Origin of the sequence: Paraburkholderia sp. 40, from assembly GCF_050434105.1 — a bacterium.
Lineage (GTDB): Bacteria > Pseudomonadota > Gammaproteobacteria > Burkholderiales > Burkholderiaceae > Paraburkholderia > Paraburkholderia tuberum.
Genome location: NZ_JBNPVY010000002.1, coordinates 2,974,342 through 3,000,642, shown reverse-complemented (window position 1 = coordinate 3,000,642; position 26,301 = coordinate 2,974,342). Strand labels below are relative to the sequence as shown.

The following is a 26,301-nucleotide window of genomic DNA, read 5'->3' as shown; positions in this document are numbered from 1 at the left end:
GGTTCAGGTATTCGCGTGACCCGCAAACTCTTCAACCCTGCTCGCGGGGCCCGATACGATCAGCAGATCCCCCGGCACAACAACTGTGTCAGGCCCCGCGTGCTGGAACTCTCCGCCAGCGCGCCTGACGGCCACGACCATGACACCGAACGCCTCCAGAAGGCCGCAATCTGCGAGCGGACAGTTGTGTGTCGGCGCCGGGGCATGAATCGTGGCGACGGCAAATCCTTCGCCGAATTCAATGTAGTCCAAGATTCGGCCTGTGATCAGGTGAGCGATCCGTTCACCCATTTCCGCTTCCGGATAAACCACGTGATGCGCGCCGATGCGCTGGGCAATCTGGCCGTGTTCCGTGGTCACCGCCTTCAGCCAGATGTCCTTGATCTGAAGTTCCGTTAGGGCCATCAAGGTCATCAGGCTCGCCGACAGGTCGCTTCCAACGCCCACGATCGCATGAGGGAAGTCGGCAACGCCCAATTGGCGCAGGGTATTCACGTTGGTCGAATCGGCCTGGACGGCATGCGTCAACCGGTCCGCCCATAACTGCACCTGCTGCTCGTCCCGGTCGATTCCCATCACGTCATGGCCAAGCCGAAGCAGCGACTGGGCCACGGCACAGCCAAACCGCCCCAAACCGATGACGACCACACTGTCGCTTTTCGAAAAAGAGAGCGAAATCTTGAACAGGTCAGCCAACAATTGGATGCTCCTCGGGGTAGCTATATTGCGCACGCCGCTCAACCAGCATCAACGACGTCGCAAAGGTAATGGTTCCAACCCGGCCGACGTACATCAGCGCGATGATCACGAACTGTGCCGGCGCAGGCAAATCACCGGTGATACCCGTTGACAGACCGACCGTACTGAACGCCGAAATGACTTCGAAGATGACCTGATCGGTAGGGAAATCGGTGATGTGCAAAACGATCAGTGTGCCGACCGTGATCATCACGGCACCCAGCGCCACCACGGTAATCGCTTGCCGCTGCGCCGACGCGCTGACACGGCGCCCAAACGCTTCGATATCGCCACGCCCGCGGATCTCTGCGATCACCAGCAAGGCCAGAATGGCGATGGTGCCGATCTTGACACCCCCTGCCGTCCCCGCGCTGCCCCCGCCAACGAACATCAGGAAGAAATGCAGGGCCCAGCTGTCATGACTCATTGCGCCGACGTCGAGCGAGTTGAAACCCGCCGTGCGCGCGGATACCGAGGCGAAAGCTGCCGAAAGGAGCTTCTCTCCGAACGGCATCGGACCGAGGGTTTTCGGATTGGTCCATTCGAACAGCAGCAACGCAAGAAATCCGCCGAGCAGCAGCGCCCCCGTGACCACTAAAGTGAGCCTGGTGTGCAACGAAAGCCGACGGGCACCCCGAAGTTTTTCCCGCAGATCGTACAGAACCGGAAACCCGATTCCGCCGACGACAATCGCGACCATCACCGGAACCAGCATCGACGCGTCGGCGGCATAGCGCATCAGACTGTCCGGGTGAATTGAAAAGCCCGCGTTGTTGAACGCGGAGACCGCATGGAACCATCCACTCCATGCGGCCTCGTCCCATTGGAAGTTGTACCCGAGATGAAGCCTGACCGTCAGCCAGAGTGCCGTGGTCAGTTCAGTGACGAGCGTCACGACGAGCACCAGGCGCGCCACGCTGCCGATGTCCCCGAGACGGAGCGTGTGCGTCTCGACCTGGGTGATCAGCTTCGCTCGCAGCGGCAAGGACCGGTTGACCATGAGTCCCAGCAAGGTGGCTGCGGTCATCATGCCGAAACCGCCAATCTGAAACAGCCCCAGGATGACCCACTGTCCAAAGCTTGACCAGTAGGTGCCCGTATCGACAACGACGAGTCCAGTCACGCAGACCGCGGAGGTAGCGGTAAAAAAAGCGCTCAGCCACGGCGCTGCCTCACCTTTGGCCTGCGACAAGGGCAACCGCAAAAGGAGGGTCCCTGCGGCAATCGCAAAGAGAAAGGCTAAGGCTACTGCCCGAGATGGGTGAAGCAGTTGTCTCATCGAGGTCCCATCAAACACATTCAGCGACTGACTGACAAAGAATAGGCATTTTTTGCCAGTAAAGACCCTATTTTTCGTTTGTTGTCAGTTGTAAGCCAAATCTGGGGAATCCCGGTTCTCTCGACGCTTCGACCGGCGCGGCACTTGCATCCCCCTGCCTCTATAATCGACGCATGAAAACCGCCAAGCCCGCCGCGACCGGCCGTCCGGTCGCTCCCACACCTGCCGCCCCCGCCGCCCCCGCCGCCGATGCACACGATCATCAAGCGCATCACGACGTGCACGAGTCGTCGCACGCACATGGCCCGTCGCAGGAAGCGGCTCTCGCACTCGCCGAGGAATATTGCCGCGAACGCGGCGAAAAACTCACGCCGATCCGGCGCAAGGTGCTCGAACTGCTGCTGAACTCGGGACGCGCGACCAAGGCCTATTCGCTGCTCGACGAAATGCGCCAGATCCACGCCGGGTCGGCGCCGCCGACCGTCTATCGCGCGTTGGATTTTTTACTGTCGGTGGGGCTCGTGCATCGGATCGAATCAATCAATGCGTTCACTGTCTGCCATGATCTGACGCAATGCCAGCACGGCATTCTCGTCGTATGCCAGCAATGTGGCAGCGTCACCGAATTGCATCAACCGAAGCTGCGTCAGGCCCTCGTCGCGCAGATCGAGGACGCGGGCTATCGGCTCGCGAGCGACGAAATCGAATTGAAGGGATTGTGTGCCGCCTGTCAGGCGGCCAAAGCGGCCAGCGCGGCCGCGCCGGTGGCCGCGGCGAAATAGCGGCGCGCCACATTGGGTGCGCAACGCTGCGTGACGCGCTGCAAGGCGTCGATGGCCGTGCGCTGCTTCGAGAAACGACATCTCCCCGCCGCGCGCCGGCCTGCTCTGTCTAAAACCCGTTCCCACGAGAGCCGCTGCTAAGCGTCGATCAACCCGCCGCGCGGGCGTCGATCGCGTCGTGCAGCAGCGTCACGAGCGCTTCGGGTAACGCGGGCTTGGTCATGAAATGCTGGAAGCCTTCGCCGATGCTGCGCAGGCGATATGCGTCGTCGGTATGGCCGGTGAGGGCCACCGCCACCGAGGGGGAATGACCGCCGCAAATCTCGTGGTCGCGCAGCCGCTGGATCAGATAGAAGCCATCCATGGCCGGCAAGTCGAGGTCGCAGACGACCGCGTCGGGAAGCAACCGCATCGCCGCCACGACGCCCTCTTCCGCATCGGCGACCGCGCAAACCTTCGCGCCTTCCGCCTCGAGTAACAAGGTCAACGATTCCCGGCTGTCCGGGTCGTCCTCCACCAGCACGATCGTGGCCTGATCGAGCCTCATTGCTGCGTTCATCGTATGTTGTTGCTCTGAAAAACCGGTTAGGCCGTCCGAGGGGGCCGAGGTTTCACTTCGTATTTCACTTTGCTGATTGCCGCCGATTCGCGCGGCCAGGGTGTTGCTGTCCATGATTCCGACTCGATTTCGCACGCCGAGTTGCAGACAGGTCCGCGCCTGTAAAACATTGCGCAACATCTTCCCGAGTACAACCCTTGCGCACGGTAACGCGCCAAAATTGCACGTCGATGAAAAAACGGCGCTCGACGCACACCGCGATTTAGCTGCTCAGTGTCCGCAGTTTTTCCGCGGCTCGCCGATCGCCGGCACCCGATGTTCCGGCGCGGTTCGTACGAACCCCGTTCGTACGGCCTTCCCCGCCCGGTATCGATTCTGCCCTTCGTATTGTTTGCACAACGCGGCGCTGCCGTTCGTTTTGCGTCGCTCGCATCCGACGACACTGCAAGCACGTCGCGTGCCTCGTTGCAGCGGTTCGCGTCACGTAAAGAAGGGCTCGGTCGCGGTTGCCGATGTCGCGGCGATGAATGGCGCTGGTCTGCTAACCGGTGGTGTCGTGGCGCTATCATCGTGGGCGCGCACGCGTGCCTACCGATGTCCCCTCATCTCAACCCGAGGTCAACCGACACCATGTCCGCCACATCGCCCGCGCTTTCCGCCGCGACGCTCGACATCCTTCGTCACGTCAGCACTGCCACGCTGACCACGCAGCTATTCAAGCGCGGTCTGCGCAACACCTTCATGCAGGGCGTCGCGCCGCTCGGTCCGCGGCGCGGCGCGAATCTGGTCGGGCCGGCGTTCACGCTGCGCAACATCCCATCGCGCGAAGACATCGACGTACTGGAGCTATTCGCGGACCCTGAGTACGCGCAACGCAAATGCGTCGAGACCATTCCGCCGGGCCACGTGCTCGTGCAGGATTGCCGCGGCAAGCGCGGCAGCGCGTCGTTCGGTTCGATTCTGTCGCTTCGTTTGCAGGTGCGCGGTGTTGCCGGCATGGTGTCCGACGGCCCGGTACGCGACAGCGCGACGATCGCCGCGCTCGACATGCCGGTGTTTTGCGCCGGCGCGAGCGCGCCGCCCAATCTGATCCGCCATCACGCGGTCGATATCAACGTGCCGATCGGCTGTGGTGGAGTCGCGGTGTTTCCGGGCGACGTGATCGTCGGCGATGTGGATGGAGTTGTGGTAATTCCGCTGAAGATGGCCGACGACGTCGCGCAAGCCGCCGCCGGACAGGAACAGCTCGAGGCGTTCCTCACCGAAAGGATTCGTGCCGGCGCCGCGCTGCCCGGCACCTATCCGCCGAACGACGAGACGAAGGCGGCGTTCGACGAGTGGAAGAAAAATCGCAAAGTCTAGGGCCTTTTCAAAGGACGCGGCGACCGGTGCGCCACCGGGCGCCAGTTCAATCGCCCTTGCCGGGCCCGATGCCCTGCACCAGCAACGCCACCGCGTGCCGCGCAATCTCCGCGCCGCCGATACTGCGGCGCAATGGATCGTTGCGCCACAGCTTCGAGGTGGCAAGCGGCAGAATCGTCATGCCGAGCAGCGTGACGAACACGAGCGCGGGTTCGAGCGATGCATTCAGGCGCCCCTCCTTCTGCCAGCGCGCGATCGCCAGCAGCGACGCGTTCTGATGCGCGAAACCAAAGCGCTCATGCATGCGCTGGCGCAGCAGCCCGCCGTCGCTGATCACTTCGCGCACCCACAGCGACGCGAACCATGGGTTGTCGCTCGCGATCTGCACGAGCCGCGCTCCGTGAGTTGCGTGATTGCCGCGACCGGATCGTCGGGATTCTCCTGAAACGGCAGCCCGAGGCTCGCGCGCAACGGTGCGAAACACTCGTCGATCAGCACGTCGAGCAGTTGATCGCGCGTCTTGAAGTAGTAGTGCACCATCGCGGGCGTGAAGCCGGCCTCGCGGGCGATCTCGCCCAGCGATGTCTCGACGATGCCCTGCCTAGCGAACAGCGTCAGCGCGACGTCGAGCAAGCGCGCACGCTGCGCGGGACCGCGCGCGGCGCCCGACGGCCGGCCAGGGCGGCGGGCGGCCGATCCAGCCGGTGCGCTGCTTCCGATATTCGCGGCATGAATATCCGTTGGCGCTGCCGTGAGTTTGGGCTTCGACGCGTCGCGCTCTTTCGCGGCAATTCGCGCGGGCGGCCCCGTATCTGCCGCGGCATTATGCGCCGCGGCGTCGTCAGGCGAGATCCTTGTCATTGCATTGAATTTGACGTGAGAGGCGATGTCACATATATTAATCTCTCAGTTAATTAATTTCAACGCGTTGCCGCCATGGAACAACCCGCTACGACCCTGTCAGTCGACCCCACGCCCGCGGCCGACCATCCGCCGATCCGGCTGCTGTTTCCGGCGCTGCTGCTGGTCATGCTGCTCGCCGCCCTGGACCAGACGATTGTCTCGACCGCGCTCCCGACCATCGTCGGCGAACTGGGCGGGCTCAATAACCTGTCGTGGGTCGTGACCGCCTACCTGCTCAGTTCGACCATCGTCGTGCCGCTGTACGGCAAGTTCGGCGACCTGTTCGGCCGCAAGATCGTGCTGCAGACGGCGATCGTCATCTTTCTCGTCGGCTCGGCGCTGTGTGGCATCGCGCAGAACATGAGCCAGCTGATCGTGCTGCGCGCGCTGCAAGGGCTCGGTGGCGGCGGCCTGCTCGTCGTGACGATGGCAGCGATCGCCGACGTGATTCCGCCCGCTGAGCGTGGCCGCTACCAGGGCGTGTTCGGCGGCATCTTCGGTCTCGCCACCGTCATCGGTCCGCTGCTCGGCGGCTTTCTGGTCGAGCATCTGACGTGGCGCTGGATCTTCTACATCAACCTGCCGCTCGGCATCCTGTCGCTCATCGTGATCGGCGCGGTGTTCAAGCCGCACGTGCGCCACGTGAAGCACACGATCGATTACATGGGTGCCGCGTTTCTCGCCGGCGCGCTGACCTGCATCATCCTGTTCACGAGTCAGGGCGGCACGATCCTGCCGTGGTCGTCGCCGCAACTGTGGTTCACGCTCGGCATGGGCCTCGCAGCGATCTGGGGATTCATTCACGAAGAACGCAGCGCGGTCGAACCGATCATGCCGCTCGGACTGTTCAAACAGCGCACGTTTCTGATCAGCAGCCTCGTGAGCTTCATCATCGGCGTATCGCTGTTCGGCTCCGTGACGTTCATTCCGCTCTATCTGCAGGTCGTGAAGGGCTCCACGCCGTCGCATGCCGGCATGCAGATGCTGCCGATGATGGGCGGCCTGTTCATCCTGTCGATGGTGACGGGCCGCGTGATCAGCAAGATCGGCAAGTACCGGCTGTTCCCGATCATGGGCACGTTCCTCGTCTCCGTGGCGATGCTGCTGCTCGCGCGCCTGCAGATCGATACGCCGATTCATGTGATGTATCTGTACATGGGTCTGCTCGGCTGCGGCCTCGGCATGGTGATGCAGGTGCTGGTCCTCGCGGCCCAGAACACCGTAGAGTTCAAGCATATGGGTGTGGCGACGTCGGGCGTCACGCTGTTTCGCTCGATCGGCGGCTCGATCGGCGTGGCCGGTTTCGGTGCGGTGTTCTCGAACGGCCTCGCCGGACGCCTCGAAAAGCTGATCCCGCCCGACACCGAACTTCCGCACGCATTGGGTCCCGCAGCGATTCATCAGCTGCCCGAAGCATTGCGCAACGACTATCTGCATGCGTTCGCGGGTGCGTTGCACACCGTGTATCTGTCGGCCGCATGCGTCGTGGTGCTCGCCTTCGTGCTCGCATGGCTGCTGAAGGATCATCCGTTGCGCAAGCACTGAGCGTACTTCGACGCCTGATCGGGAAGCTGATGCAAACGCGTACCGGCAAGCGCCAGATAGAAGGTCGATCACGAGGTCGCACGCACGACGCGTCGGCCTCGTTGTTTTTTTGTCGCGCTCGCTTCATGCAGCGCGATGCTTCCGGTTACCTTCCATTTGTCGTGAAACAACAGACACATACACTCGTTTCGAATGCATGGCCAGGGTTTCTTCATACCTCCAAATGAGCGGTAGCGCACACAATCCAGGGGCCAACCGCGTTGACGTCCCCCGTGAAACGCCACATATTGGAACCCGTGGAAACGCGGCCGCTGCCTACGTCTCCACGACTTCCGGCGCATGTGGATCGTGATTCCGCGGACAAGGCTCCTGCCTCAACCCGATCCGAAGCATGCCTTTACGGCATCGTTTTCCAAAGGTGGGTCCACGGCATGTCCACCCAGACAGCAACCGGCCAAAGTTTCCCCACGCCCTGCAAACGCTGCGGTGGCGCACTGTACCGACAAGTCGACGCCTGCCCCTACTGTGGCGCTGCGCATCCGTTCGACCAGGACGATCGGCACATCCGCACCGGTATTCCAGGCAGCCGTGCGAGCGCCACGCACAAGCCCCTGCCCCGTTTCGACGACGATCTCGGCACACGGGACGAGTCCGCCATCGCCGCTGCCGCGATGGCGTCCGAACCCCTGTTGCAGACCGAGCCGGTCATGCACACGGCGCTCGTGTCGACCGACACCACTATCCCACCTTACGAAGATCCGATGTATGCGCCGCCCAACACTGCGCAGACTATCTGGCGCGTGCTGTACGTGATCGGCGCGGTTGTCGCAATCGGCCTGGCGTATGTCGCTTATACGCTATTCAGCGACGGCGGCGAATCGGAAGATAAAGGCGTGGAGCAGATTACGCCGGATACCAGAACAACGACCGGCATGATCGCGCCGCTTGTGTCCGCCCCGGTGATTGCTCAAGCACAGACCACGCACGCGCCGGCCGCGGCCAAGCCTGCGCCACCGCCCGTGACCGCACTGGCGGCGAAGCCCGCGCCCGTCGTGCCCGCGGCTCCCGTCATTCCAGCGACACCAGCTGCGCCGCCTGCCGCGCCGCCGATGGCCGCGACGCCCATGCGGCCCGCGCCGCAATCCCACGACGCCGGACAAGCATTGCAGGTCGCGAGGACAGCGTTCCGCGCGAACGATCTGTCCGCCGCGCAAGCCGCTCTCGCCGCCGCGCAAACGTTACAACCCGGAAACAGCGACGCGCAGGGTCTGGCCGATCAGATGCGGCCGCTCGTCCAGCGTCGCGATACTGCGCTACAGGCCGCGCAGGCCTGCGTCGCGCAGCAGTCGTGGCCGTGCGCGCGTCTGCACGCGAACGAGGCGCTCGCGATCGACAGCGGCAACGACGCGGCGAAAGTGATCCTCGAGCGCGTCATTCGCGAGACCGGCTGGGCGCCGCTGACTCCGCCGCATGCGGCGACGACGGATGCCGCGCCGGGCGTGCCGCTCGCGCAAGCGCAAGCGCAGGCACCGCTGTCCGTCGGCATGCAAGCGCACGGCGAACTGGGCGTGACTGCAACGAACGTCGGCGTCGTGAGAACCGCGACGCCGCGGAGCAACTAGCGCTCACCCGCGACGCGACGGTCCGAACAGGGTCCCGGAGACGCAAACTGCTGCGCCGTCGCGCAAAAACATTGCTTCGCATACCAGATCAAATGGCCGCCGTCTGTGCCGATTCGCACATTATCGTGCGTCCTCTGAGCGGAAACAGACGGAGCGACCCTGGCAGCAGTTTGAACATGACAGGGCAACCGGATCACTGGTGCTTCCACGCGCCACGCGTGAAGCGGGATCAACCTGACCGATAGGTAGAAAGATCATGCTGAAGAGACTTCTCGCGGGCTGGCTGGGCCTGGTGGTACTGGTCGCATGTTCGCTGGCCGGCGCGGCAACCGGCGCACTACAAGATCGTCACCGGGCCGGAGCGCGGCACGTATATCCAGATCGGCAATGACCTGTCGAAATGGGTGGCCCAGCCGGTTGGCATCGACCTCGAAGTGGTGGCGTCGAAAGGCTCGGCGGAAAACGTGCAGCGCATGCGTTTCGAGCCCGGCGTGAAGCTCGCGCTCGTGCAGTCCGACGTGTACCAGGCGTTCATCGACATGGCCAACTCGGGCAACCCCGATGCGGGCACGACGATCCGGCCGCTGCGGCTGATCATGCCGCTCTACGACGAGGAAATTAACGTCGTCGTACGGGCGGATTCGCCGCTGAAAACGCTCGCCGACATCAAGGACAAGACCATCAGCGTCGGCCTGCTAGGCAGCGGCACCGCGCAGTCGGCGACGACGCTCTACCGCCTGATGTTCGGCCAGCCGATTCCGCAGCAGAACGTCGTGCATCTGAGCAACGAGGACGCGCTCGCCGCGCTGATCGTGAAGAAGATCGACGTCGCGATCATCGTGGTCGGGCAGCCGGCAAAGCTGTTCAACGACATGAAACCCGACCTGCTGTCACAGTTGCGTCTGTTGCCCGTCGATCCCAACGCGCCGGAGACGAACCGCGCGAAGCAGACCTACTTTCCGACTACGATCCACCAAAGCAGCTACCCAGGCTGGTTGAAGGAAGACGTGCCGGGTCTGACCGTCAAAGCGTTTCTGGTCACCTACGACTACGGCTTGCGCGACACAGTCAGCAATCTGAATCATTTCGCCGACTCGTTGTGCGCGAACTTCGACAATCTGCAGGAGCATGGCCATCCGAAATGGAAACAGGTGAAGCTCGAATTGCCGACGCTCGTTCATGGGTGGAAGTACTACGGTCCGGTCGAGAAGCATCTGCGCGCGTGTCTCGCGAACCGCAGCGCGGCGATGAGCGCGGCGGCCGCGCAACCCGCGCCGAAACCGCACACGCCTTGCTCGGAAGAAGAACGGATGCTTCTGCTGTGCAAATAGCGCTGTAGCGGCGGACCGCGAACGCCTGTTTCGCCTGAGTTCGTCTCAGACCCGCTCGCGCCCCGCGTCGGCCGACACCGTGCACGCTTCCATCGCCCGTTGCAATGCCTCGTACACCTTCGGGCGATTGCATTGCGACACGTTGAAACGCAGAAAGCCCGCCGCCGCTTGCGACGCGCTGAACACGTTGCCCGGCGCGAACACGACGCCCGCCGTCAGCGCGTGACGGGCGATGTCGGCGGCATCGAGCGCCCCGGGCAAGCGCGCCCATACGAACAGGCCCGCGCGCGGCCGTGTCCAGATATCGAGGCCCGCATAGCCGAGACGCCTGATGGTCTCTCCCATCGCATCGGCCAGCTTCGCGCGCATCGCCTCTAGATGACGCCGATAGGTGCCGTCGACGAGCATCCGATGCACGACGCTCGCCGCGAGCTGACCATTGCCGAACGATGTCGCGAGCTTCAGATCGATCAACGGGTCGACCCATTCGGCGCGTGCCGCAATATAGCCGCAGCGCACCGCCGCCGACAGCGTCTTCGAAAAGCTGCCGATCGACACGACGCGCGCGAGGCCGTCGAATGCGGCAAGGCGCGGCGCGGCTTCGTCTTCGAAGTCCGCGAAGATGTCGTCCTCGACGATCAGCAGATCGTGCTCGCCGGCGAGCTTCAGCAGCCGGTGCGCGACGGCCGGCGCGAGCGTCGCGCCGGTCGGATTGTGGATCGCCGAGTTCGTCACGTAGAGCCGCGGACGCTGCTCGACCAGAACGCGCTCGAACGCCGCGAGATCCGGTCCCTGCGACGTGTACGGCACGCTCGCGATCCGCACGCGATGCGCGCGCAACAACGCCTGAAAATTGAAATAGCAAGGATCGTCGATCAGCACCGTGTCGCCGGGTTCGAGCAGGAAGCGGCACACGAGATCGAGCGCATGGGTGCCGCCGTCGGTCAGCAGGATCTGCTCGGGCGGTGCATCGACCCCGTGCGCGGAAAGCCGCCACGCAAGCTGCTGACGCAGCGCGGGCAAGCCCGCCGGGCTCGCGTAATCCGCGAGCAGCGATTGCGGATCACGGGCGACCGCGCGCAGCGCGCGCCGCACGCCATCTTCCGGCAACCACGAAGCCGGCATCCAGCCGCAGCCGGGCTTCAGCGCTTTCGAGCCGGTCTCCAGCGACTGCCGCGTGAGCCACAGCGGATCGACCTCGCGATCGAGCCGCGGCCCGAGATCGGCGAGCGCGAGCGGCGGCGCATGGCCCGACACGAAGAAGCCCGAGCCGCGCCGCGCGATGATCACCCCTTCCGCAACGAGACGGTCATAGCCTTCCACCACGGTCGACTTGGACACGCCGAGCGTGTCGGTCATCGCGCGAATCGACGGCACGCGGGCGCCCGGCATCAGCGAGCGGCTCGCGATACGCTCCCGTAGATTGTTCATCACGAGGCCGACACGCGTGCCCGGCACCGTCTCGTTGCTCTCGCTTTCCGCCATCTGTACTGCTCCCATGTTCGGTACAGTTTGTACGAACTGTACTGATCTGTAGCTTAACGTTTACGGCCGCGGCGCGCATCATGAGACTCTTTCAGCGCAGGGATGTTTGCCATGGACAAAACCACCAACGGCTGGCTCAGCGGTTTCGCGGGCGTGCTGATTTTCAGCGGCTCGCTGCCGGCCACGCGGCTTGCCGTGCAGGGCCTCGATCCGGTGTTTCTGACCGTGGCGCGCGCGACGATCGCGGGCATCCTTGGTCTACTGCTGTTGCTGGTGTTCCGCGAGACCCGCCCGGAGCGGCGCGATCTGCTGCCGCTCGTCGTGGTCGCGCTCGGCGTCGTGGTCGGCTTTCCTTTGCTGACCGCGCTCGCGCTGCGTCATGTGAGCGCCGCGCATGCGGTCGTGTTCATCGGCCTGCTGCCGCTCGCCACCGCGATCTTCGGCGTGTTGCGCGGCGGCGAGCGGCCGCGGCCGGCGTTCTGGCTGTTCTCGACGCTCGGCAGCGCGGCGGTGGCCGCGTTCGCGCTGCGTCACGGCATCGACGCCTCGCCGCTCGGCGACGCGCTGATGCTCGCGGCGATCGTCGTGTGCGGGCTGGGCTACGCGGAAGGCGCGCGGTTGTCGCGTCATCTCGGCGGCTGGCAGGTGATTTCGTGGGCGCTCGTGCTGTCGCTGCCGTTGATGCTGCCGCTCGCATGGTGGACGCGGCCCGTGTCGTTCGACGGTGTCGGCGCCGCCGCGCTGTGGGGACTCGCGTACGTGTCGCTGTTCAGCATGCTGATCGGCTTCGTGTTCTGGTATCGCGGGCTCGCGCTCGGCGGCATCGCGGCGGTCGGCCAACTGCAGCTGCTGCAGCCGTTTTTCGGGCTGCTGCTCGCCGGCGTGCTGCTGCACGAGCAGGTACCGCCATCGATGATCATCGTCACCGTGATCGTGGTCGCCTGCGTGGCTGGCGCACGGCATTTTTCGCGCGCCGCGCCGGTGCGGCGGCCGGTCTGACGCGGCTCGACCGTCGCACGGCGAACAGGCTTTTTCAGGATCGAATTGCGCGAGCCGTCGATCGATATGTCATCATTTCGCAGACTGGCACAACCAGCGCCCCGCGCCGCGACTGACGATGACGACTGCTTTTGCCCAAACCGTCGAAGCCCGTTTTGCCGAACTCACGCCGACGTCGAAACGCGTCGCCAGCTACATGCTCGCGAATCTCGACCGGCTCGGCCTCGAGACCGCCGATCAGATCGCGCAGCGAGCCGGCACCAGCGGTATTTCGGTCGGCCGCTTTCTGCGTAGCGTCGGCTATCGCAATCTCGACGATCTGAAACGCGAGCTGCGCGGCACGCAGCAGCGGCCCTGGCTGATCACGGACCGGCTCGACGCGTTCCGCCGTGGCCCGAGCGACTGCGCGCAAACCGGTGAGCCTCATGAACCGAGCGTCGCTGACGGCTCCTCGCCGCGCGACGCCTCGCTCGCCCAGTCGCTCGAACTCGAGATCGGCGCGATCCGGCACGTGTATGAACTCGCGCGCTCGCCGGCCTTCGCGCGCGTCGCCGAGCGCATTGCGAACGCCGATGCGGTCTACATCCTCGGCATCCAATCGACGCGCGGCATCAGCAACGCGTTCTACAGCTATCTCGAATACATCCGCCCGCGCGTGTTCTATTCGGACGGCATGTCGGGTTCCTACGTCGATTCGCTGAACTCGGAATTCAGCACGCCCTATCTGATCGTCACCGACACGCGCGCCTATTCGACGATCGCGCGACGCTATTGCCAGGCGGCCTCGCGCCGCGGCGTGCCGTTCGCGCTCGTCACCGATATCTACTGTCCGTGGGCGCGCGATTTTGACGGCGATCTGCTGCAGGTGACGACCGACGTCGGTCAGTTCTGGGATTCGCTCGCGCCGCTGACATGCCTGTTCAATCTGCTGATCTCGGCGGTCGTCGAACGGCGTGGACCGGCTATCGACGAACGCGTGGCGCGTAATCGCGAGCTGCAGAGTGAGTTCGATCAATTCGATCTTTGACCCGCTTCAAATCCGCCCCGGCGACAGGCATAGTGAAGACGTCCGCTAAACTGCGCCCGCCAAGACAGGACCCCGCATGACTTCACCCAGCCCTCCGCTCGACGCCCCGCTGATCCGCGACGCCAGCGAAGCCGACCTCCCCGCGATCCAGGCGATCTACGCGCATCACGTGCTGACCGGTGTCGCGTCGTTCGAGGAAACCCCGCCGTCCGTCGACGATCTGCGCGCGCGGCTCGCAAGCGTGCGCAGCCACGGACTGCCATATATGGTCGCGGAGATCGAAGGCGACGTGGCCGGCTATTGCTATGCGACGCCGTATCGCCCGCGCGCCGCCTATCGCAACACGATCGAAGACTCGATCTACGTCAACGACGCGTATCGCGGACGCGGCCTCGGACGCGTGCTGCTGCAGGCGCTGATCGAACGTTGCGAGACCGGACCGTGGCGTCAGATGATCGCAGTGATCGCCGATGGCGGCAGCGGCGGCTCACTGTCGTTGCACGCGCAACTCGGCTTCGAGCTGACCGGCACGTTGAAGGCTGTCGGCTACAAGCACGGCCGCTGGCTCGACACGACGCTGATGCAACGCCCGCTCGGCCGCGGCGCATCGACTGGGCCCGACGACGACTCAAACGCAGCGGGCGACGCCGAACGCAAAACCTAACGCGCGCGCGGCAAACGCGTGAACAAGGTCGGATAGTCGATCACGAGACCATCGCTATCCACGCGCAAATTGGCGGTGAACTCGCGAAAAATGCCTTCGTAGCGGTACTCGCCATTCAACTCGATGCACGTGTATGCCTGCTCGGCGCGCGTGACCTGCAAGTCCGGCGTCGAGATATACGCGACTTCGATCGGCTGACGTTCGCCTTGCGCCAATTGCAGCCGACGGATCGGCAACGTATTGGTGTACGGCGTCGCCGCGATATCGATGTCGATACAGCCTTCGATCGCGCTGAGCGCGAGGCCGTGCCCGTCGTGCCAGTGGCCGTCGCCATCGCCATGCAGCTCCAGCTCGCCGCCGCCGACGATCTTCAGCCGCGCGTAGCGCGTGCGCCAGCGCGCGTCGCAGCGCACCGCGTAATGCAGCCCGTACGCCTTGCCATAGCGCTGCCCGACCACGACGCTTTCAACGGCGAAGCCATCGTCGCGCGCATCGAATACCAGATGTTCGATGCCATCGCCCTCTTCCGAAGCCCATCGTAATTCACGCATCGGCGTCTCCTCGCGAAACGGCGCAGGAAAGCGCGCCGGGCTCTCATCGTAACGCGAAAGCCCGCGCGCGAGGCAATCCCAACCCAGATCTGGCACCGCTGGCGAGACCAGCGCCGGCGATGCATCAAAATGAAGCATCGAAAAAAAAAGCTGCGCACGTAATGTGCGCAGCTTTGCGAGACTGACGATGCGAAAAAAACGCGTCGATGTGGCGGCAAAACAACGCGCCGCCACGTCTTCAGTAACTGTTTAGAACTTGTGGATGATACCCACGCCAACCGCGGTCTGGCTGCGCGACGAGGACGGCGAACCGTTCTGGCCGTCACCGATGCTTGCCACTGCGTTGATGATGGACTTGCCGTTGCCCGACAGCGTCTGGCCGCTAGCGCGCTGATACGCTTCGAGTGCGTACAGGCCGGTGCGCTTGGACAGCGAGTAGTACTGCGACAGGTTGAACTGGCTGTAGCTAGCGGTGCTCTGAATGCCGTTCGACGACGTTGCACGGGTGTAGCTATAGCCAGCGGCCACGTCCAGCACCGTGATCGGCTTCCAGTGCAGCACTGCGCCACCGGTATTCCAGATCTGCGTGTCGTGGAACAGCGAAGCCTCGCCCGCAGCGTATTTAACGTTCGAGTATGCGAACGAAACGTCCCACTGCGAGTTGAACGCGTAGCCACCCGTCACCGCAATGCGCTGCTGCTTCGCTGCGGTCTGGAAGCCGTTGTTGATTGCCGAGACGGACGGCTGAGCGCCGTTGTTCGTCGCCGTGGAATTCCACGCGGGGGTGGCAACGGATGCCGCGTTGTCAATGCGCTGGATACCTGCCGCGACACCGATCGGGCCGTTCAGGTACTGTGCCGCCACGCTCCAGGTTTGGCCGGCTGCGAAGCTGCCCGCATTGCCGCCCAGTGCGTACGAACCGCTAACCGTCAGACCGGCAAAGCTCGGCGACGTATAAACCAGTTGGTTGTTCACCCGGAACGTCGTATCCAGCGAGTCGATATCGCCCGGATGCGCACCGTATGCACCGGTCAGCCACGTGGTCGGGCTATACGGCGAGAGCAGCGTGTAGTACGAGGTGTACCCGCGGCCTGCCGTCAGCGTACCGAACTGCGCGTTCGTCAGACCGACCCATGCCTGGCGGTTGAATGCCAGACCCGACACACTTTGCGCGCCAGTTGCGCTGTTAAAGCCTTCTTCCAACTGGAAAATCGTCTTAGTGCCGCCACCCAGATCTTCCGAGCCCTTCAAACCGAAACGGCTGCCTGCCCAGATGCCGTTGATCATCTTGACCTGCGAGCTGCCAGGGATGGTCTGCGGTTTCGCCGCGGTGGTCAGCGACGCCGAGCTGTTCTGCCAACCCAGGCCCGTATCGACGATACCGTAAAGCGTCACGCTGCTTTGCGCATGAGCGCCCAGGGCGACCAACCCCAAGGCCGAAGCTAAGAGAGTCTTTTTCATTTTTACTCCTCTGTTAAAAACTTTCTAATGCGGCCTATGCGAGCGCCGCTGAGTGTGGGTAAGACGTTTTATTTGGATCAGAACACCGGATGGCCGTTGATGATGCTCGGTAACCAAGTCGAGAACCACGGGACGTAGGTGACAATATTGATGGCCGAGAAGATAGCGAGGTAATACGGCCAAGCCACCTTAGTAGTTTCCCCTATCGACACATTGCCAATTGCGCAACCAATGAACTGCACCGAGCCAATCGGCGGATGCACGAGACCCAATGCACAGTTCAGCAGAATCATGATGCCGAACTGAACCGGGCCCACCCCGTTGTGCATGGCCATCGGCAGGAACAGCGGGGTTGTGATCAGGATGTGCGCCGCCATGTCGACGAACGTACCGAGGAACACCTGAATCACGTTGATGTACAACAACATCAGCCACGGCAGCGAGGTCGCGCCGTCGAGCATGCGTTCGATTGCCTCCGGGATCTCCAGATAGGCCATCTGGTAGCGCAGCATGTTCGACACACCGATCAGCAGCAGCACCACGCCGGTCGTTTTCGCGGCCTTGCCGAGCGCATGGCCGAGCTTCTTCATCGACAGCGAGCGATACACGACGATGGTCAATATCAGCGAATAACCGACGGCGATTGCGGCCGCCTCCGTCGCGGTGGCGATACCGCGCGCCACGCAGAACAGAATGATCGCGATGACCATCAGACCCGGCACCGCGCCGATGAACGTGCGCAGCACCGCCATCCAGCCCGGGAAACGCTGCAGTTCGGTCGAGCCGTCGGGACGGCGCGGATAGCCGAACTTGACGGCCTGCCAGTAAGCGGCGATCAGCACGAGGCCCATCACCCACAGCACCGGCAGCAGACCCGAGAACAGCAGATCGCCGATCGACACGCCGCTCATCTGCTTGCCGTTCAGCACGCCGCTCACGCCTTGCGCGGCGAACGCGTAGATGATCATGTTGGTCGATGTCGGCATCAGCGCGCCGGCGAGCGACGAGTGCGTGGTCACGTTGACCGCGTATGCGGCGCTATAACCTTCGCGCTTCATCAGCGGGATCACGACGCCGCCCATGGCCGACGTATCCGCGGTCGGCGAACCCGACACGCCGCCGAACAGCGTACAGGCGACCACGTTGGCCATGCCGAGGCCACCACGGAAATGGCCGACCGTGGCCTGCGCGAAACGCAGGATGCGGTCAGCGATGCCGCCGTGGAGCATCAGCTCGCCGGAGAAGATGAAGAACGGGACCGCGAGGAACGAGAAACCGTTCATGCCCGAGATCATCGACTGCATCGCGGTCGCGGTCGGCAAGCCTTCGAACAGGTACGTCAGAACGCAGGACAGGCCCAACGCGAATGAAACCGGAACCCCGAGGAAGAGGAAGATTAGAAAACTGGCGGTAAGAAGGGCAAGTTCCATGATGGTTCTACTTTTATTCCGTGGCGGAGAGTTCGAGCGCCGGCTCTTCCCGTTTCCCCGCGAAGAGCTCGAGCAGATGCTCGATCGAGAACAACGCGATGCACACACTCGCGAAGATCGGGATGCAGTAGCGCACGCCTTCCGGCACGCCGATGATCGGAATGCGGTCGCCCATCGTGGTTTCCGCCATCTCGAGGCAACCGACGAAGACCGCCACCGCGAAAGCGACCAGACACAGGTGCTGAATCCCTTTCGCGATCACCTGGCCTTTCTCGGGCAATTTCTTGACGAGCGAGTCGAGTCCGATGTGACCGCCCTCGCGAACCTTCAGCGCGGCGCCGAACATCGCGATCAGGATCACCAGCAGCAATGCGATGGGCTCAACGAAATCGGGCGCGTCGCTAAACACGTAGCGCATCACCACGCTATAAATCACGAGCAGGCAAAGTACGGCGAGGCTAAGCGACGCCACGACCAGCAGCACGCGAAAAAGAAAATCATTTGGGCGTTTCAGGAAACTCATGACCCTGTCCTTGCTTACGACCGACCTGTGCTTGAAATTCAGCCGTCCCGATGCGACGCGATCCGCACGCGCGCGAAATCGCGCGGCGGAAGGTCTCGCGAATTTCCTCGCGGTACCATTCACGCCGCTGTTGCGACAAGCGTTGCAATTGCTGATTGCGTCCGGGACGCGAGACTTACTTGATTGCTTCGATCTCGTCGACGATCTGCTTCATTTGCGGGGTCTTTTCGTACTTCGCCCACACAGGCTGCATCACCTTCACGAAAGCCGCGCGGTCGATCTGCGAAGCCGCGATGACCGTTGCGCCACCCTTCGTGACGGCCTTCTGTGCGTCGGCTTCGCGCGCGGTCCACAGCTTCTGGTAGTACGGCACCGAGTCAGCCGCGGCCTTCTTGATGATCTGCTGCTCTTGCGGCGACAGCGTGTCCCACACCTTCTTCGAGAACACCAGCACTTCAGGCGTCATCGAATGCTGGGTTTCCGAGTAGACCTGAGCGACTTCGAAGTGCTTGGTTTCTTCGTACGACGGCAGGTTGTTTTCGGCACCGTCGACGAGGCCGGTCTTCAGGCCCGTATAGACTTCCGAGAACGGCATCGGGGTCGGCGTGCCGCCCATTGCCTTGATTTCGTCGACCATCAGGTCGGACGGCTGCACGCGGACCTTCAGCCCCTTCATGTCAGCCGGCGATTTGATCGCCTTCTTCGCGTACATCGAGCGTGCGCCGCTCTCGTAGAACGTCAGTGCGATCATGCCCTTCGCGGTGAAGGCGTCGAGGATCTTCTGGCCTTCCGGACCGTACATGACCTTGCGGAAATGGTCGACGTCGCGGAACAGGAACGGCAGCGACGGGATCATCGATTCCGGCACGATTTCGTTGAACGCAGCACCGTTGGCACGGGCCATGTCGAGCGCGCCGATACGGACCTGGTCGATCGTGTCGTTTTCCGAACCGAGCGCGCTGTTGCCGAACACCTTCACGGAGTCCTTGCCGTCGGTCGCCTTGTTGATCTCCTCGCCCATGTGCTTCACGGCCATGTTGGTCGGGAAGGTGTCGCCGTGCACATCGGCAACGCGGAACACACGCGCTTCAGCCGACATCGTGCTGAACGCCAACGCCGCGGCCGCGACGATCATCGAAACATGGGAAGAGGCAAACTTCTTGTTCATCGTGACATTCCTTGAAAAATAGACCATCCCAGCAACAGCGGATGTGACATGGTTTTGACGCGTCTCCGGCTTCACGCTCACTGCCTTCGCAGGCGCGGGCGTTGGCCGTACTGGCTGCGCGACTTCCCCGGCACAGTTGACCCAGCACTCCAGTCGACAACTCGACTACTTACTTCAATCACGCCGGCCGGCTTCGGACATGCATGCCGCATCGACCGCAGCGGCACGAATGCCCTGCAAACCCACCGAATTGCACTGGCACACCAACACAGAAAGCCATTTGTTTGGGCTTATATGTTGTACGACAACATACGAAGTCTATAAAAGGGGTTTTATCTTGTACAGACGGTATTTACCCGCATCAAGAAAAGCGCCGGCACGGATGACCGGCGTGGCATGCCACAAGGCCCTGCGCCGTCTGGCATTGGATGGGGCGGAATCGGTATAGTCTGCGGAGCTGTTGTATTTTTGCTGAAGAAATACGTGGTGTCGTGGTCTTCACGCAACATGTTGTACGACGAGTGACGAATAAAGGGCCACACGAGTGGTCCTGAAAAATGAAAACGCCGGGAGAAAGCTTCGTCCCGGCGCATGCTTCATGCAAGCAACGTTACAGTTGCCCTGCGAATTCGGGCTCAGGCAGCCCGCTCACGCCGGGCCGCAGCGCGAACACGTGGCCGTCGTGCTCGCTCGCGCCGTTGGCGGGACGAATCGAGGTGACGAACAGTGTATCGAGATCACGGCCGCCGAACGCGCACATGGCAGGCTTGATGGCCGGCACCGGAACCTGCCGGTCAAGCTTGCCCTGCGGCGTAAAACGCAGCAGCAGACCGGCGTCGTTCGCGCAGATCCAGTAGCAGCCGTCCGCATCGACCGCCGCGCCGTCCGGACGGCCCGAATAGTGATGCAGGTCGGCGAACACGCGGCGGTTGCGCGGCTCACCGGTGTCGACGTCGTAGTCGAACGCCCAGATCAGCCGGCGCAGCGGATGCGAGTCGGACAGATACATCGTCGTGCCGTCCGGCGACCAGCCGAGGCCGTTCTGCGTGATCAGCGAATCGACGACCGGCGCGGACAGCATGCCCTTCTCGTCGAAGCGGTACAGCGCGCCGCCCGGGATCGCCGCGGCCATGTCCATCACCATCGTGCCGGCCCAGAAACGCCCTTGCCGGTCGCAGCGGCCGTCGTTGAAACGCATTCCGCCGTGCGGGAATTCAGGCGCCGCGAGCTTGCGCAGCGACGCTGTCAGCGGCTCGCCGCTCGCCGCCTTCGACGCGTCCGCGAGCGTGAGCGCGAACAAGCCGGTCTCGCAGCCGGCGAGCACGGTGCCGGCGTGATCGAACGCGATGCAGGCAACCTGCTCCGGCAGCAGCCATTCGGTGCGCTTGCCTGTCTCGAGCGAACCGCGCACGATCTTCTTCGCCGGAATGTCGACCCAATACAGCGCCTGCTCGGCCGCGCGCCAGACCGGGCTTTCACCGGTGGCCGCGGGCAACGGACCGGCCGCTTCGAAGCGCTCCACTTGCGGATTCGCGCTCATTGTTTAGGCTCCCGCTTCGGCTCCATCGGACCGGCTAGCACGAACGGGCCGCCCTGGTACAGTTGGGTCGGGTCGTCGAAGCGCGTGTCGGGGGCGCTCGGCGGGAACAGGTGTTCGAACTGCGCCGAGCTGTCTTGCGGACGGTAGCCGAGAAACGCGGCGTTCGTGTTGTCGACCCACGAGATGCGGTTGTTCGACACGCCGTAGACGATCGCGTGACCGACGCGGTTCGTGAACAGCGAGCAGCGCACGAGCTCGATGAAATCGCGGTAGCTCAGATACGTGACGAGCATGCGCGCGGTCTTCGGCTGCTCGAACGACGAGCCGATCCGCAAACACACGGTCTCGAGGCCGAAGCGGTCGAAGTAGTAGCGCGACAGCGATTCGCCGAAACACTTCGTCACGCCGTACATGCCGTCCGGACGCAGCGGCACTTCGGTATCGAGAACCGACGTCACCGGATGGAAACCCACCGCGTGATTCGAGCTCGCGTAGATGATGCGCTTCACGCCATGCTTTTGCGCCGACGAGTACACGTTGTAGAGGCCGCGGATGTTCGCTTCGAGCAGGTCTTCGAACGGCGCTTCGACGGAGATGCCGCCGAGATGCACCACCGCGTCCACGCCTTCGAGCAGCGCGTGCACGGCTGCTTCATCGGCGAGATTGACGACGGCCGCTTCCTCGTGCGCGGCGACTTCGCCGAGCGCAGCGATATCGGACACGCGCACGATGTCGGCCCATTGCGCGAGCGCGGGACGCAGTTGCTTGCCGAGGTTGCCGGCGGCGCCGGTGAGCAGCAGACGGCGGAAGGGTTTCTTTGCCGCGGAGCGGTCAACGTTCAAATCGGTCATGTCTCTTTGCTGTTGTGATTGCGATCGGGTCTTCTGAACGGAAAGGCGAGCGCCGGCTGGACCGGCGCTCGCCTGAGTATTGACGGGGCAAGGTGCCTGCTCAGGTCACCGGCGCCGGGTTGAACAGCGTCAACGCATTGTGCAGTCCGAGCTTCTCCGCGCAGGTTTCCTTGCGGCCGCTCGCGACTTCGAGCATCAGGCGGAACAGTTCCCAGCCCACCTCCTGGATGCTGGACTGGCCGGTCGCGATCGTGCCGGCGTCGAGGTCCATCAGATCGTGCCAGCGACGCGCGAGGTCCGAACGCGTCGCGACCTTGATGACCGGTACTTCGGCGAGGCTGTACGGCGTGCCGCGGCCGGTCGTGAATACGTGCAGCGTGATGCCCGAGGCGACCTGCAGCGTGCCGCAGATGAAGTCGCTGGCCGGCGTCGCCGCGTAGATCAGGCCCTTCTGATTGACCTTCTCACCCGGCGACAGCACGCCGGAGATCGCCGAGTTGCCCGACTTGATGATCGAGCCCATCGCCTTTTCGACGATGTTCGACAGGCCGCCCTTTTTGTTGCCGGGCGTCGTGTTCGCGCTGCGGTCCGCGCCGCCGCGCTTCAGGTAATCGTCGTACCACTGCATCTCGCGGATGATCGCCTGTGCGACGTCCGCATTGGCCGCGCGCGCGGTCAGCTGATCGACGCCGTCGCGCACTTCGGTGACTTCCGAGAACATCACGGTCGCGCCGGCGCGCACCAGCAGATCCGTTGCAAACCCGACGGCCGGGTTCGCGGTCAGGCCCGAGAACGCGTCGCTACCACCGCACTGCACGCCGATCACCAGATCCGACGCCGGACAGGTTTCGCGACGGCGGTTGTTCAGGCGCTTCAGATGCCCTTCGGCCATCCTCATGATCGACGTGATCATCGACTGGAAGCCGACGTGCGATTCGTCCTGCAGCACCACGACGTCGCCGTTCTGGTCTAGCGCGACATCACCGATGTCCGCAACGTCGTCGACGACCGCTGCCGCCGCGATCGGAATCGTTCCCGGCGGCATCAGACGCTCGGGCTGCAGCTTTTCGCAGCCGAGGCTCACCATCATCACTTCGCCGCCGAAGTTCGGGTTCAACGCGATGTTGCGCACGGTCCGGATCGGCACCATCGCGTCGGGCGCGTCGATCGCGACGCCGCAGCCGTAGGTGTGACCGAGGCTGACGACGTCGTCGACATTCGGATATTTCGGCAGCAGCTCGGCCTTGATGCGCGTGACCGCGTGTTGCACGACGGCGGCGACGCACTGCACGGTGGTGGTGATCGCGAGGATGTTGCGCGTGCCCACCGAACCGTCCGAGTTACGGTAGCCCTCGAACGTGTAGCCTTCGAGCGGCGGCATGTCCGGCGCTTTGGTGGTGGCGATCGGCAGGTCTTCGAGTCCCGGCGGGCTCGGCATGCGGATCACGTGCTCGTTGATCCAGCTGCCCTTCGGCAGCGGCTTCAGCGCATAACCGATCACGACGTTATAGCGGATGACCTCGTCGCCCTCGGCGAGATCGGCCAGCGCGACCTTGTGGCCCTGCGGCACACGCTCGCGCAGCCTGAGGCCATCGGCAAATACCGCGCCCTCGCCCAGACCGCCGTCGTTGACGACGATCGCGACATTGTCATTGGGATGAACGCGGATGTAGAGCGGAGTTTGTTCCATTGATCGATCCTTGAGGCGTGATAGACCTGCTTCGCCAGAAATCATACGTCATCCTACAACATGAAGTTTTGCCCGGATGTTCCGTATTTACCCTATAGGGTGAATTATGCCGTGAAAACCCCGTTGAGTTACCGGATATGTTGTTGTACGATGACGTATAAGAAATCTGATTTCCAAAGATTTTCTACTAGTACGACGTCCGTTGTACTGGTTGGAACCAACAACGACCCAATCCGACGCCTGGATATTTTGATCATGACGACACCGCAGGAACTCAAGCAGATCGTTTCGGAAGGCCTCCTGTCCTTCCCCGTCACCGACTTCGACGCTAAAGGCGACTTCCGCGCCGACACCTACGCAGAGCGTCTCGAATGGCTCGCTCCGTACGGCGCTTCGGCGCTGTTCGTCGCCGGCGGCACGGGCGAATTCTTCTCGCTGACGCATGACGACTACACGCAAGTCGTGCGCACCGCCGTCGAGGTCTGCAAGGGCAAGGTACCGATCCTCGCCGGCGCCGGCGGCCCGACCCGCGTGGCGATCGCCTACGCGAAGGAAGCGCAGCGCCTCGGCGCGCACGGCATCCTGCTGATGCCGCACTACCTGACCGAAGCAAGCCAGGACGGTATCGCCGAGCACGCCGAAGAGGTCTGCAAGGCTGTTCCGGGCATGGGCGTGATCATCTACAACCGCGCGAACTCGAAGCTCAACGCCGACATGCTCGAGCGTCTGGCAGACCGTTGCCCGAACCTGATCGGCTTCAAGGACGGCGTGGGCGAGATCGAAAACATGGTGACGATCCGCCGCCGCCTCGGCGAGCGCTTCTCGTACCTCGGCGGCCTGCCGACCGCGGAAGTCTACGCTGCAGCCTACAAGGCGCTGGGCGTGCCGGTGTACTCGTCGGCGGTGTTCAACTTCATTCCGAAGACCGCGATGGACTTCTACCGCGCGATCGCCGCTGACGACCACGCGACGGTCGGCAAGCTGATCGACGAATTCTTCCTGCCGTATCTGAAGATCCGCAACCGCCGCGCCGGCTACGCGGTCAGCATCGTCAAGGCTGGCGCGAAGCTGGTCGGCCACGACGCAGGTCCGGTGCGTGCACCGCTGACCGACCTGACGCCGGAAGAAATGGAGCAGCTCGACGCGCTGATCAAGAAGCTCGGACCGCAGTAAGGCACCGGCGCCGGGGTCTCGAGCGAGAAAGCTCGCCAGCCTCATCGATGAGGGCCGCCTAGACGGCCGCGTGGCGAACGCCCGGCACAGCAACGTCGCCGGGCGTTCGTGTGTTTGCCCGACAGGCAGGTGGTCTGCGGGCCACCCGGTGTGCAGACTACACCTCGCCAGACAATACAGGAGATGACCATGGACTTGAGCCGCTCGGCCAGTTCCACCGACGCCGCTTCTAGCGCGGCACGCACCAAGGTCCGCTACGGGATCCTGCTGCTGATCTTTGTGATCACCACCCTCAACTACGCCGACCGCGCGACGCTGTCCGTCACCGGTTCCGCAATGCGCACCGCGTTCAGCCTCGACGCGATCCGCATGGGCTATATCTTTTCCGCATTCAGCTGGGCTTACGTGCTGTCGCAACTGCCGGCCGGCTGGCTGCTCGACCGTTTCGGCGCGCGCCGCGTGTACGCGGCGAGCATCTTCTTTTGGTCGATATTCACGCTGCTGCAGAGCTCGGTCGGCCTGCTCGGCAGCGCCGGTGCGGCGATTACCGGCCTGTTCGCGCTGCGCTTCGTGATGGGCGCGGCCGAGTCGCCGGCGTTCCCGGCGAACGCGAAGGTCGTCGCGAGCTGGTTCCCGACCAACGAGCGCGGCACCGCGTCGGCGATCTTCAACGCCGCGCAATACTTCGCCGCGGTCGTGTTCACGCCGCTGATGGCGTGGCTCACTCACGCATTCGGGTGGGAAATGGTCTACGTCGTAATGGGCGTGGCCGGGCTGCTGCTCGCGCTGACGTGGCTGAAGGTCATGAAGAATCCCGCCGACCACCCGCGCGTGTCGCGCGCCGAGCTCGAGTACATCGAGCAAGGCGGCGGCCTCGTCAGCGGTGCGCGCAAGACGCACCCGGACGATGTTTCGAAGGCCGGCGGCTGGACGCTCGTGCGTCAGTTGCTCGGCAACCGCATGCTGCTCGGCGTCTATCTCGCGCAGTACTGCATCAACGTGCTGACCTACTTCTTCCTGACGTGGTTTCCGATCTACCTCGTGCAGGCGCGCGGCATGACGATCCTGCATGCGGGCCTCGTGGCCTCGCTGCCGGCGATCTGCGGCTTTCTCGGCGGGGTGCTCGGCGGCGTGCTGTCGGACGGAATGATCCGCCGCGGCTGTTCGCTGACCGTCGCGCGCAAGGTGCCGATCGTCGGCGGCATGCTGCTGTCGACCTGCATCATCGGCTGCAACTACGTGTCGACCGACTGGGTCGTCGTCGCGCTGATGTCGCTCGCGTTCTTCGGCAAGGGCATCGGCGCGCTCGGCTGGGCGGTCGTCGCTGATACGTCGCCGAAGGAAGCGCTCGGCTTGTCCGGCGGGATCTTCAACATGTTCGGCAACATCGCCGGCATCGTGACGCCGATCGTGATCGGTTATCTCGTCGCGCGCACGGGCTCCTTCAATGGCGCGCTGGTGTTCGTCGGCGCGAACGCGCTGCTGACCGTGATCAGCTATCTGGTGATCGTCAAGGACATCCGGCGGGTCGAGTTGCGTCCGGCGTGAGCCCGTTATAGGCTTGGTTATCGTCGCGGTTATCGTATTTCCGGCCGACCGACCCGGCGCCTCGCGCGAT

At 63.5% G+C, this 26,301-nt stretch carries 21 protein-coding genes and 2 pseudogenes; 10 read left to right on the top strand and 13 right to left on the bottom strand.

What is annotated here, in order from left to right; genetic code table 11:
• Nucleotides 1–3 precede the first annotated feature (3 nt).
• The gene (locus OKW28_RS15225) at nt 4–699 is read right to left on the bottom strand and encodes a potassium channel family protein (RefSeq protein WP_429446727.1); all 696 of its coding nucleotides are present in this window, start codon (nt 697–699) and stop codon (nt 4–6) included.
• Entirely contained in the window at nt 689–1,930 is a 1,242-nt protein-coding gene (locus OKW28_RS15220) for a TrkH family potassium uptake protein (protein ID WP_429446725.1), read from the bottom strand. Before OKW28_RS15220 ends, OKW28_RS15225 begins: the two co-directional genes overlap by 11 nt.
• 260 nt (nt 1,931–2,190) lie before the next feature.
• Between OKW28_RS15220 and OKW28_RS15215 the strand changes: the two genes are divergently transcribed.
• Nucleotides 2,191–2,799, top strand: a complete 609-nt coding sequence (locus OKW28_RS15215) for a Fur family transcriptional regulator (protein ID WP_429446723.1) — start codon at nt 2,191–2,193, stop codon at nt 2,797–2,799.
• 148 nt (nt 2,800–2,947) lie between these two features.
• Here OKW28_RS15215 and OKW28_RS15210 read toward each other — a convergent pair whose 3' ends face one another.
• Nucleotides 2,948–3,472, bottom strand: coding sequence for a response regulator (locus OKW28_RS15210; protein ID WP_429446721.1), 525 nt, complete (start codon nt 3,470–3,472; stop codon nt 2,948–2,950).
• Between the two features lie 516 nt (nt 3,473–3,988).
• On the opposite strand from OKW28_RS15210, the gene OKW28_RS15205 reads away from it, so the two are divergent.
• Entirely contained in the window at nt 3,989–4,720 is a 732-nt protein-coding gene (locus OKW28_RS15205; RefSeq protein ID WP_429446719.1) for a ribonuclease activity regulator RraA, read from the top strand.
• Nucleotides 4,721–4,766: 46 nt separating this feature from the next.
• On the opposite strand, the pseudogene OKW28_RS15200 reads toward OKW28_RS15205, so the two are convergent.
• Nucleotides 4,767–5,581, bottom strand: a pseudogene (locus OKW28_RS15200) (TetR/AcrR family transcriptional regulator).
• A 75-nt stretch (nt 5,582–5,656) separates the two neighbouring features.
• Between OKW28_RS15200 and OKW28_RS15195 the strand changes: the two are divergent.
• From OKW28_RS15195 to OKW28_RS15185, 3 genes and pseudogenes are all read left to right on the top strand, one after another.
• Nucleotides 5,657–7,168 (top strand): MDR family MFS transporter, encoded by a 1,512-nt coding sequence (locus OKW28_RS15195; protein WP_429446717.1) that lies wholly within the window; start codon nt 5,657–5,659, stop codon nt 7,166–7,168.
• 431 nt (nt 7,169–7,599) lie between these two features.
• Nucleotides 7,600–8,790, top strand: coding sequence for a hypothetical protein (locus OKW28_RS15190; protein ID WP_429446715.1), 1,191 nt, complete (start codon nt 7,600–7,602; stop codon nt 8,788–8,790).
• A 256-nt stretch (nt 8,791–9,046) separates the two neighbouring features.
• A pseudogene (locus tag OKW28_RS15185) lies at nt 9,047–10,121 on the top strand (TAXI family TRAP transporter solute-binding subunit).
• 45 nt (nt 10,122–10,166) lie between these two features.
• Here the strand turns inward: OKW28_RS15185 and OKW28_RS15180 are convergent.
• Nucleotides 10,167–11,606, bottom strand: a complete 1,440-nt coding sequence (locus OKW28_RS15180) for a PLP-dependent aminotransferase family protein (protein WP_429446713.1) — start codon at nt 11,604–11,606, stop codon at nt 10,167–10,169.
• A gap of 111 nt (nt 11,607–11,717) precedes the next feature.
• Between OKW28_RS15180 and OKW28_RS15175 the strand changes: the two genes are divergently transcribed.
• From OKW28_RS15175 to OKW28_RS15165, 3 genes are all read left to right on the top strand, one after another.
• Nucleotides 11,718–12,605: a DMT family transporter gene (locus OKW28_RS15175; RefSeq protein WP_429446711.1), complete on the top strand. Its 888-nt coding sequence runs from the start codon at nt 11,718–11,720 to the stop codon at nt 12,603–12,605.
• Nucleotides 12,606–12,723: 118 nt separating this feature from the next.
• Entirely contained in the window at nt 12,724–13,632 is a 909-nt protein-coding gene (sapR, locus tag OKW28_RS15170; protein ID WP_429446709.1) for a sap1 transcriptional regulator SapR, read from the top strand.
• Nucleotides 13,633–13,708: 76 nt separating this feature from the next.
• Nucleotides 13,709–14,296, top strand: coding sequence for an N-acetyltransferase family protein (locus tag OKW28_RS15165; protein ID WP_429446707.1), 588 nt, complete (start codon nt 13,709–13,711; stop codon nt 14,294–14,296).
• On the opposite strand, the gene OKW28_RS15160 is transcribed toward OKW28_RS15165, so the two are convergent.
• The 8 genes from OKW28_RS15160 to garD form a co-directional block, all read right to left on the bottom strand.
• Nucleotides 14,293–14,847: a putative glycolipid-binding domain-containing protein gene (locus OKW28_RS15160; protein WP_026225863.1), complete on the bottom strand. Its 555-nt coding sequence runs from the start codon at nt 14,845–14,847 to the stop codon at nt 14,293–14,295. The genes OKW28_RS15165 and OKW28_RS15160 overlap by 4 nt on opposite strands.
• A 249-nt stretch (nt 14,848–15,096) precedes the next feature.
• Nucleotides 15,097–16,308, bottom strand: a complete 1,212-nt coding sequence (locus OKW28_RS15155) for a porin (protein ID WP_429446705.1) — start codon at nt 16,306–16,308, stop codon at nt 15,097–15,099.
• Between the two features lie 77 nt (nt 16,309–16,385).
• Nucleotides 16,386–17,738 (bottom strand): TRAP transporter large permease, encoded by a 1,353-nt coding sequence (locus tag OKW28_RS15150; protein ID WP_187610219.1) that lies wholly within the window; start codon nt 17,736–17,738, stop codon nt 16,386–16,388.
• A 13-nt stretch (nt 17,739–17,751) separates the two neighbouring features.
• On the bottom strand, nt 17,752–18,261 hold the full coding sequence (locus tag OKW28_RS15145; protein WP_035470962.1) for a TRAP transporter small permease: 510 nt from the start codon (nt 18,259–18,261) through the stop codon (nt 17,752–17,754).
• Nucleotides 18,262–18,436: 175 nt separating this feature from the next.
• Nucleotides 18,437–19,429 (bottom strand): TRAP transporter substrate-binding protein, encoded by a 993-nt coding sequence (locus OKW28_RS15140; protein ID WP_429446703.1) that lies wholly within the window; start codon nt 19,427–19,429, stop codon nt 18,437–18,439.
• 610 nt (nt 19,430–20,039) lie between these two features.
• The gene (locus tag OKW28_RS15135) at nt 20,040–20,969 is read right to left on the bottom strand and encodes an SMP-30/gluconolactonase/LRE family protein (RefSeq protein ID WP_429446701.1); all 930 of its coding nucleotides are present in this window, start codon (nt 20,967–20,969) and stop codon (nt 20,040–20,042) included.
• Nucleotides 20,966–21,820 carry an NAD-dependent epimerase/dehydratase family protein gene (locus tag OKW28_RS15130; RefSeq protein WP_429446699.1) on the bottom strand — a complete coding sequence of 285 codons (855 nt, stop codon included), beginning with the start codon at nt 21,818–21,820 and terminating at the stop codon, nt 20,966–20,968. Before OKW28_RS15130 ends, OKW28_RS15135 begins: the two co-directional genes overlap by 4 nt.
• Before the next feature lie 100 nt (nt 21,821–21,920).
• Nucleotides 21,921–23,510 (bottom strand): galactarate dehydratase, encoded by a 1,590-nt coding sequence (gene garD / locus OKW28_RS15125; RefSeq protein ID WP_429446697.1) that lies wholly within the window; start codon nt 23,508–23,510, stop codon nt 21,921–21,923.
• A 255-nt stretch (nt 23,511–23,765) separates the two neighbouring features.
• On the opposite strand from garD, the gene kdgD reads away from it, so the two are divergent.
• Both kdgD and OKW28_RS15115 read left to right on the top strand, forming a co-directional pair.
• Complete coding sequence (kdgD, locus tag OKW28_RS15120; RefSeq protein WP_429446695.1) at nt 23,766–24,683, top strand: 5-dehydro-4-deoxyglucarate dehydratase; 918 nt, start codon at nt 23,766–23,768, stop codon at nt 24,681–24,683.
• A 189-nt stretch (nt 24,684–24,872) separates the two neighbouring features.
• Nucleotides 24,873–26,231 carry an MFS transporter gene (locus OKW28_RS15115; RefSeq protein ID WP_429446693.1) on the top strand — a complete coding sequence of 453 codons (1,359 nt, stop codon included), beginning with the start codon at nt 24,873–24,875 and terminating at the stop codon, nt 26,229–26,231.
• The last annotated feature ends 70 nt before the right edge of the window (nt 26,232–26,301 follow it).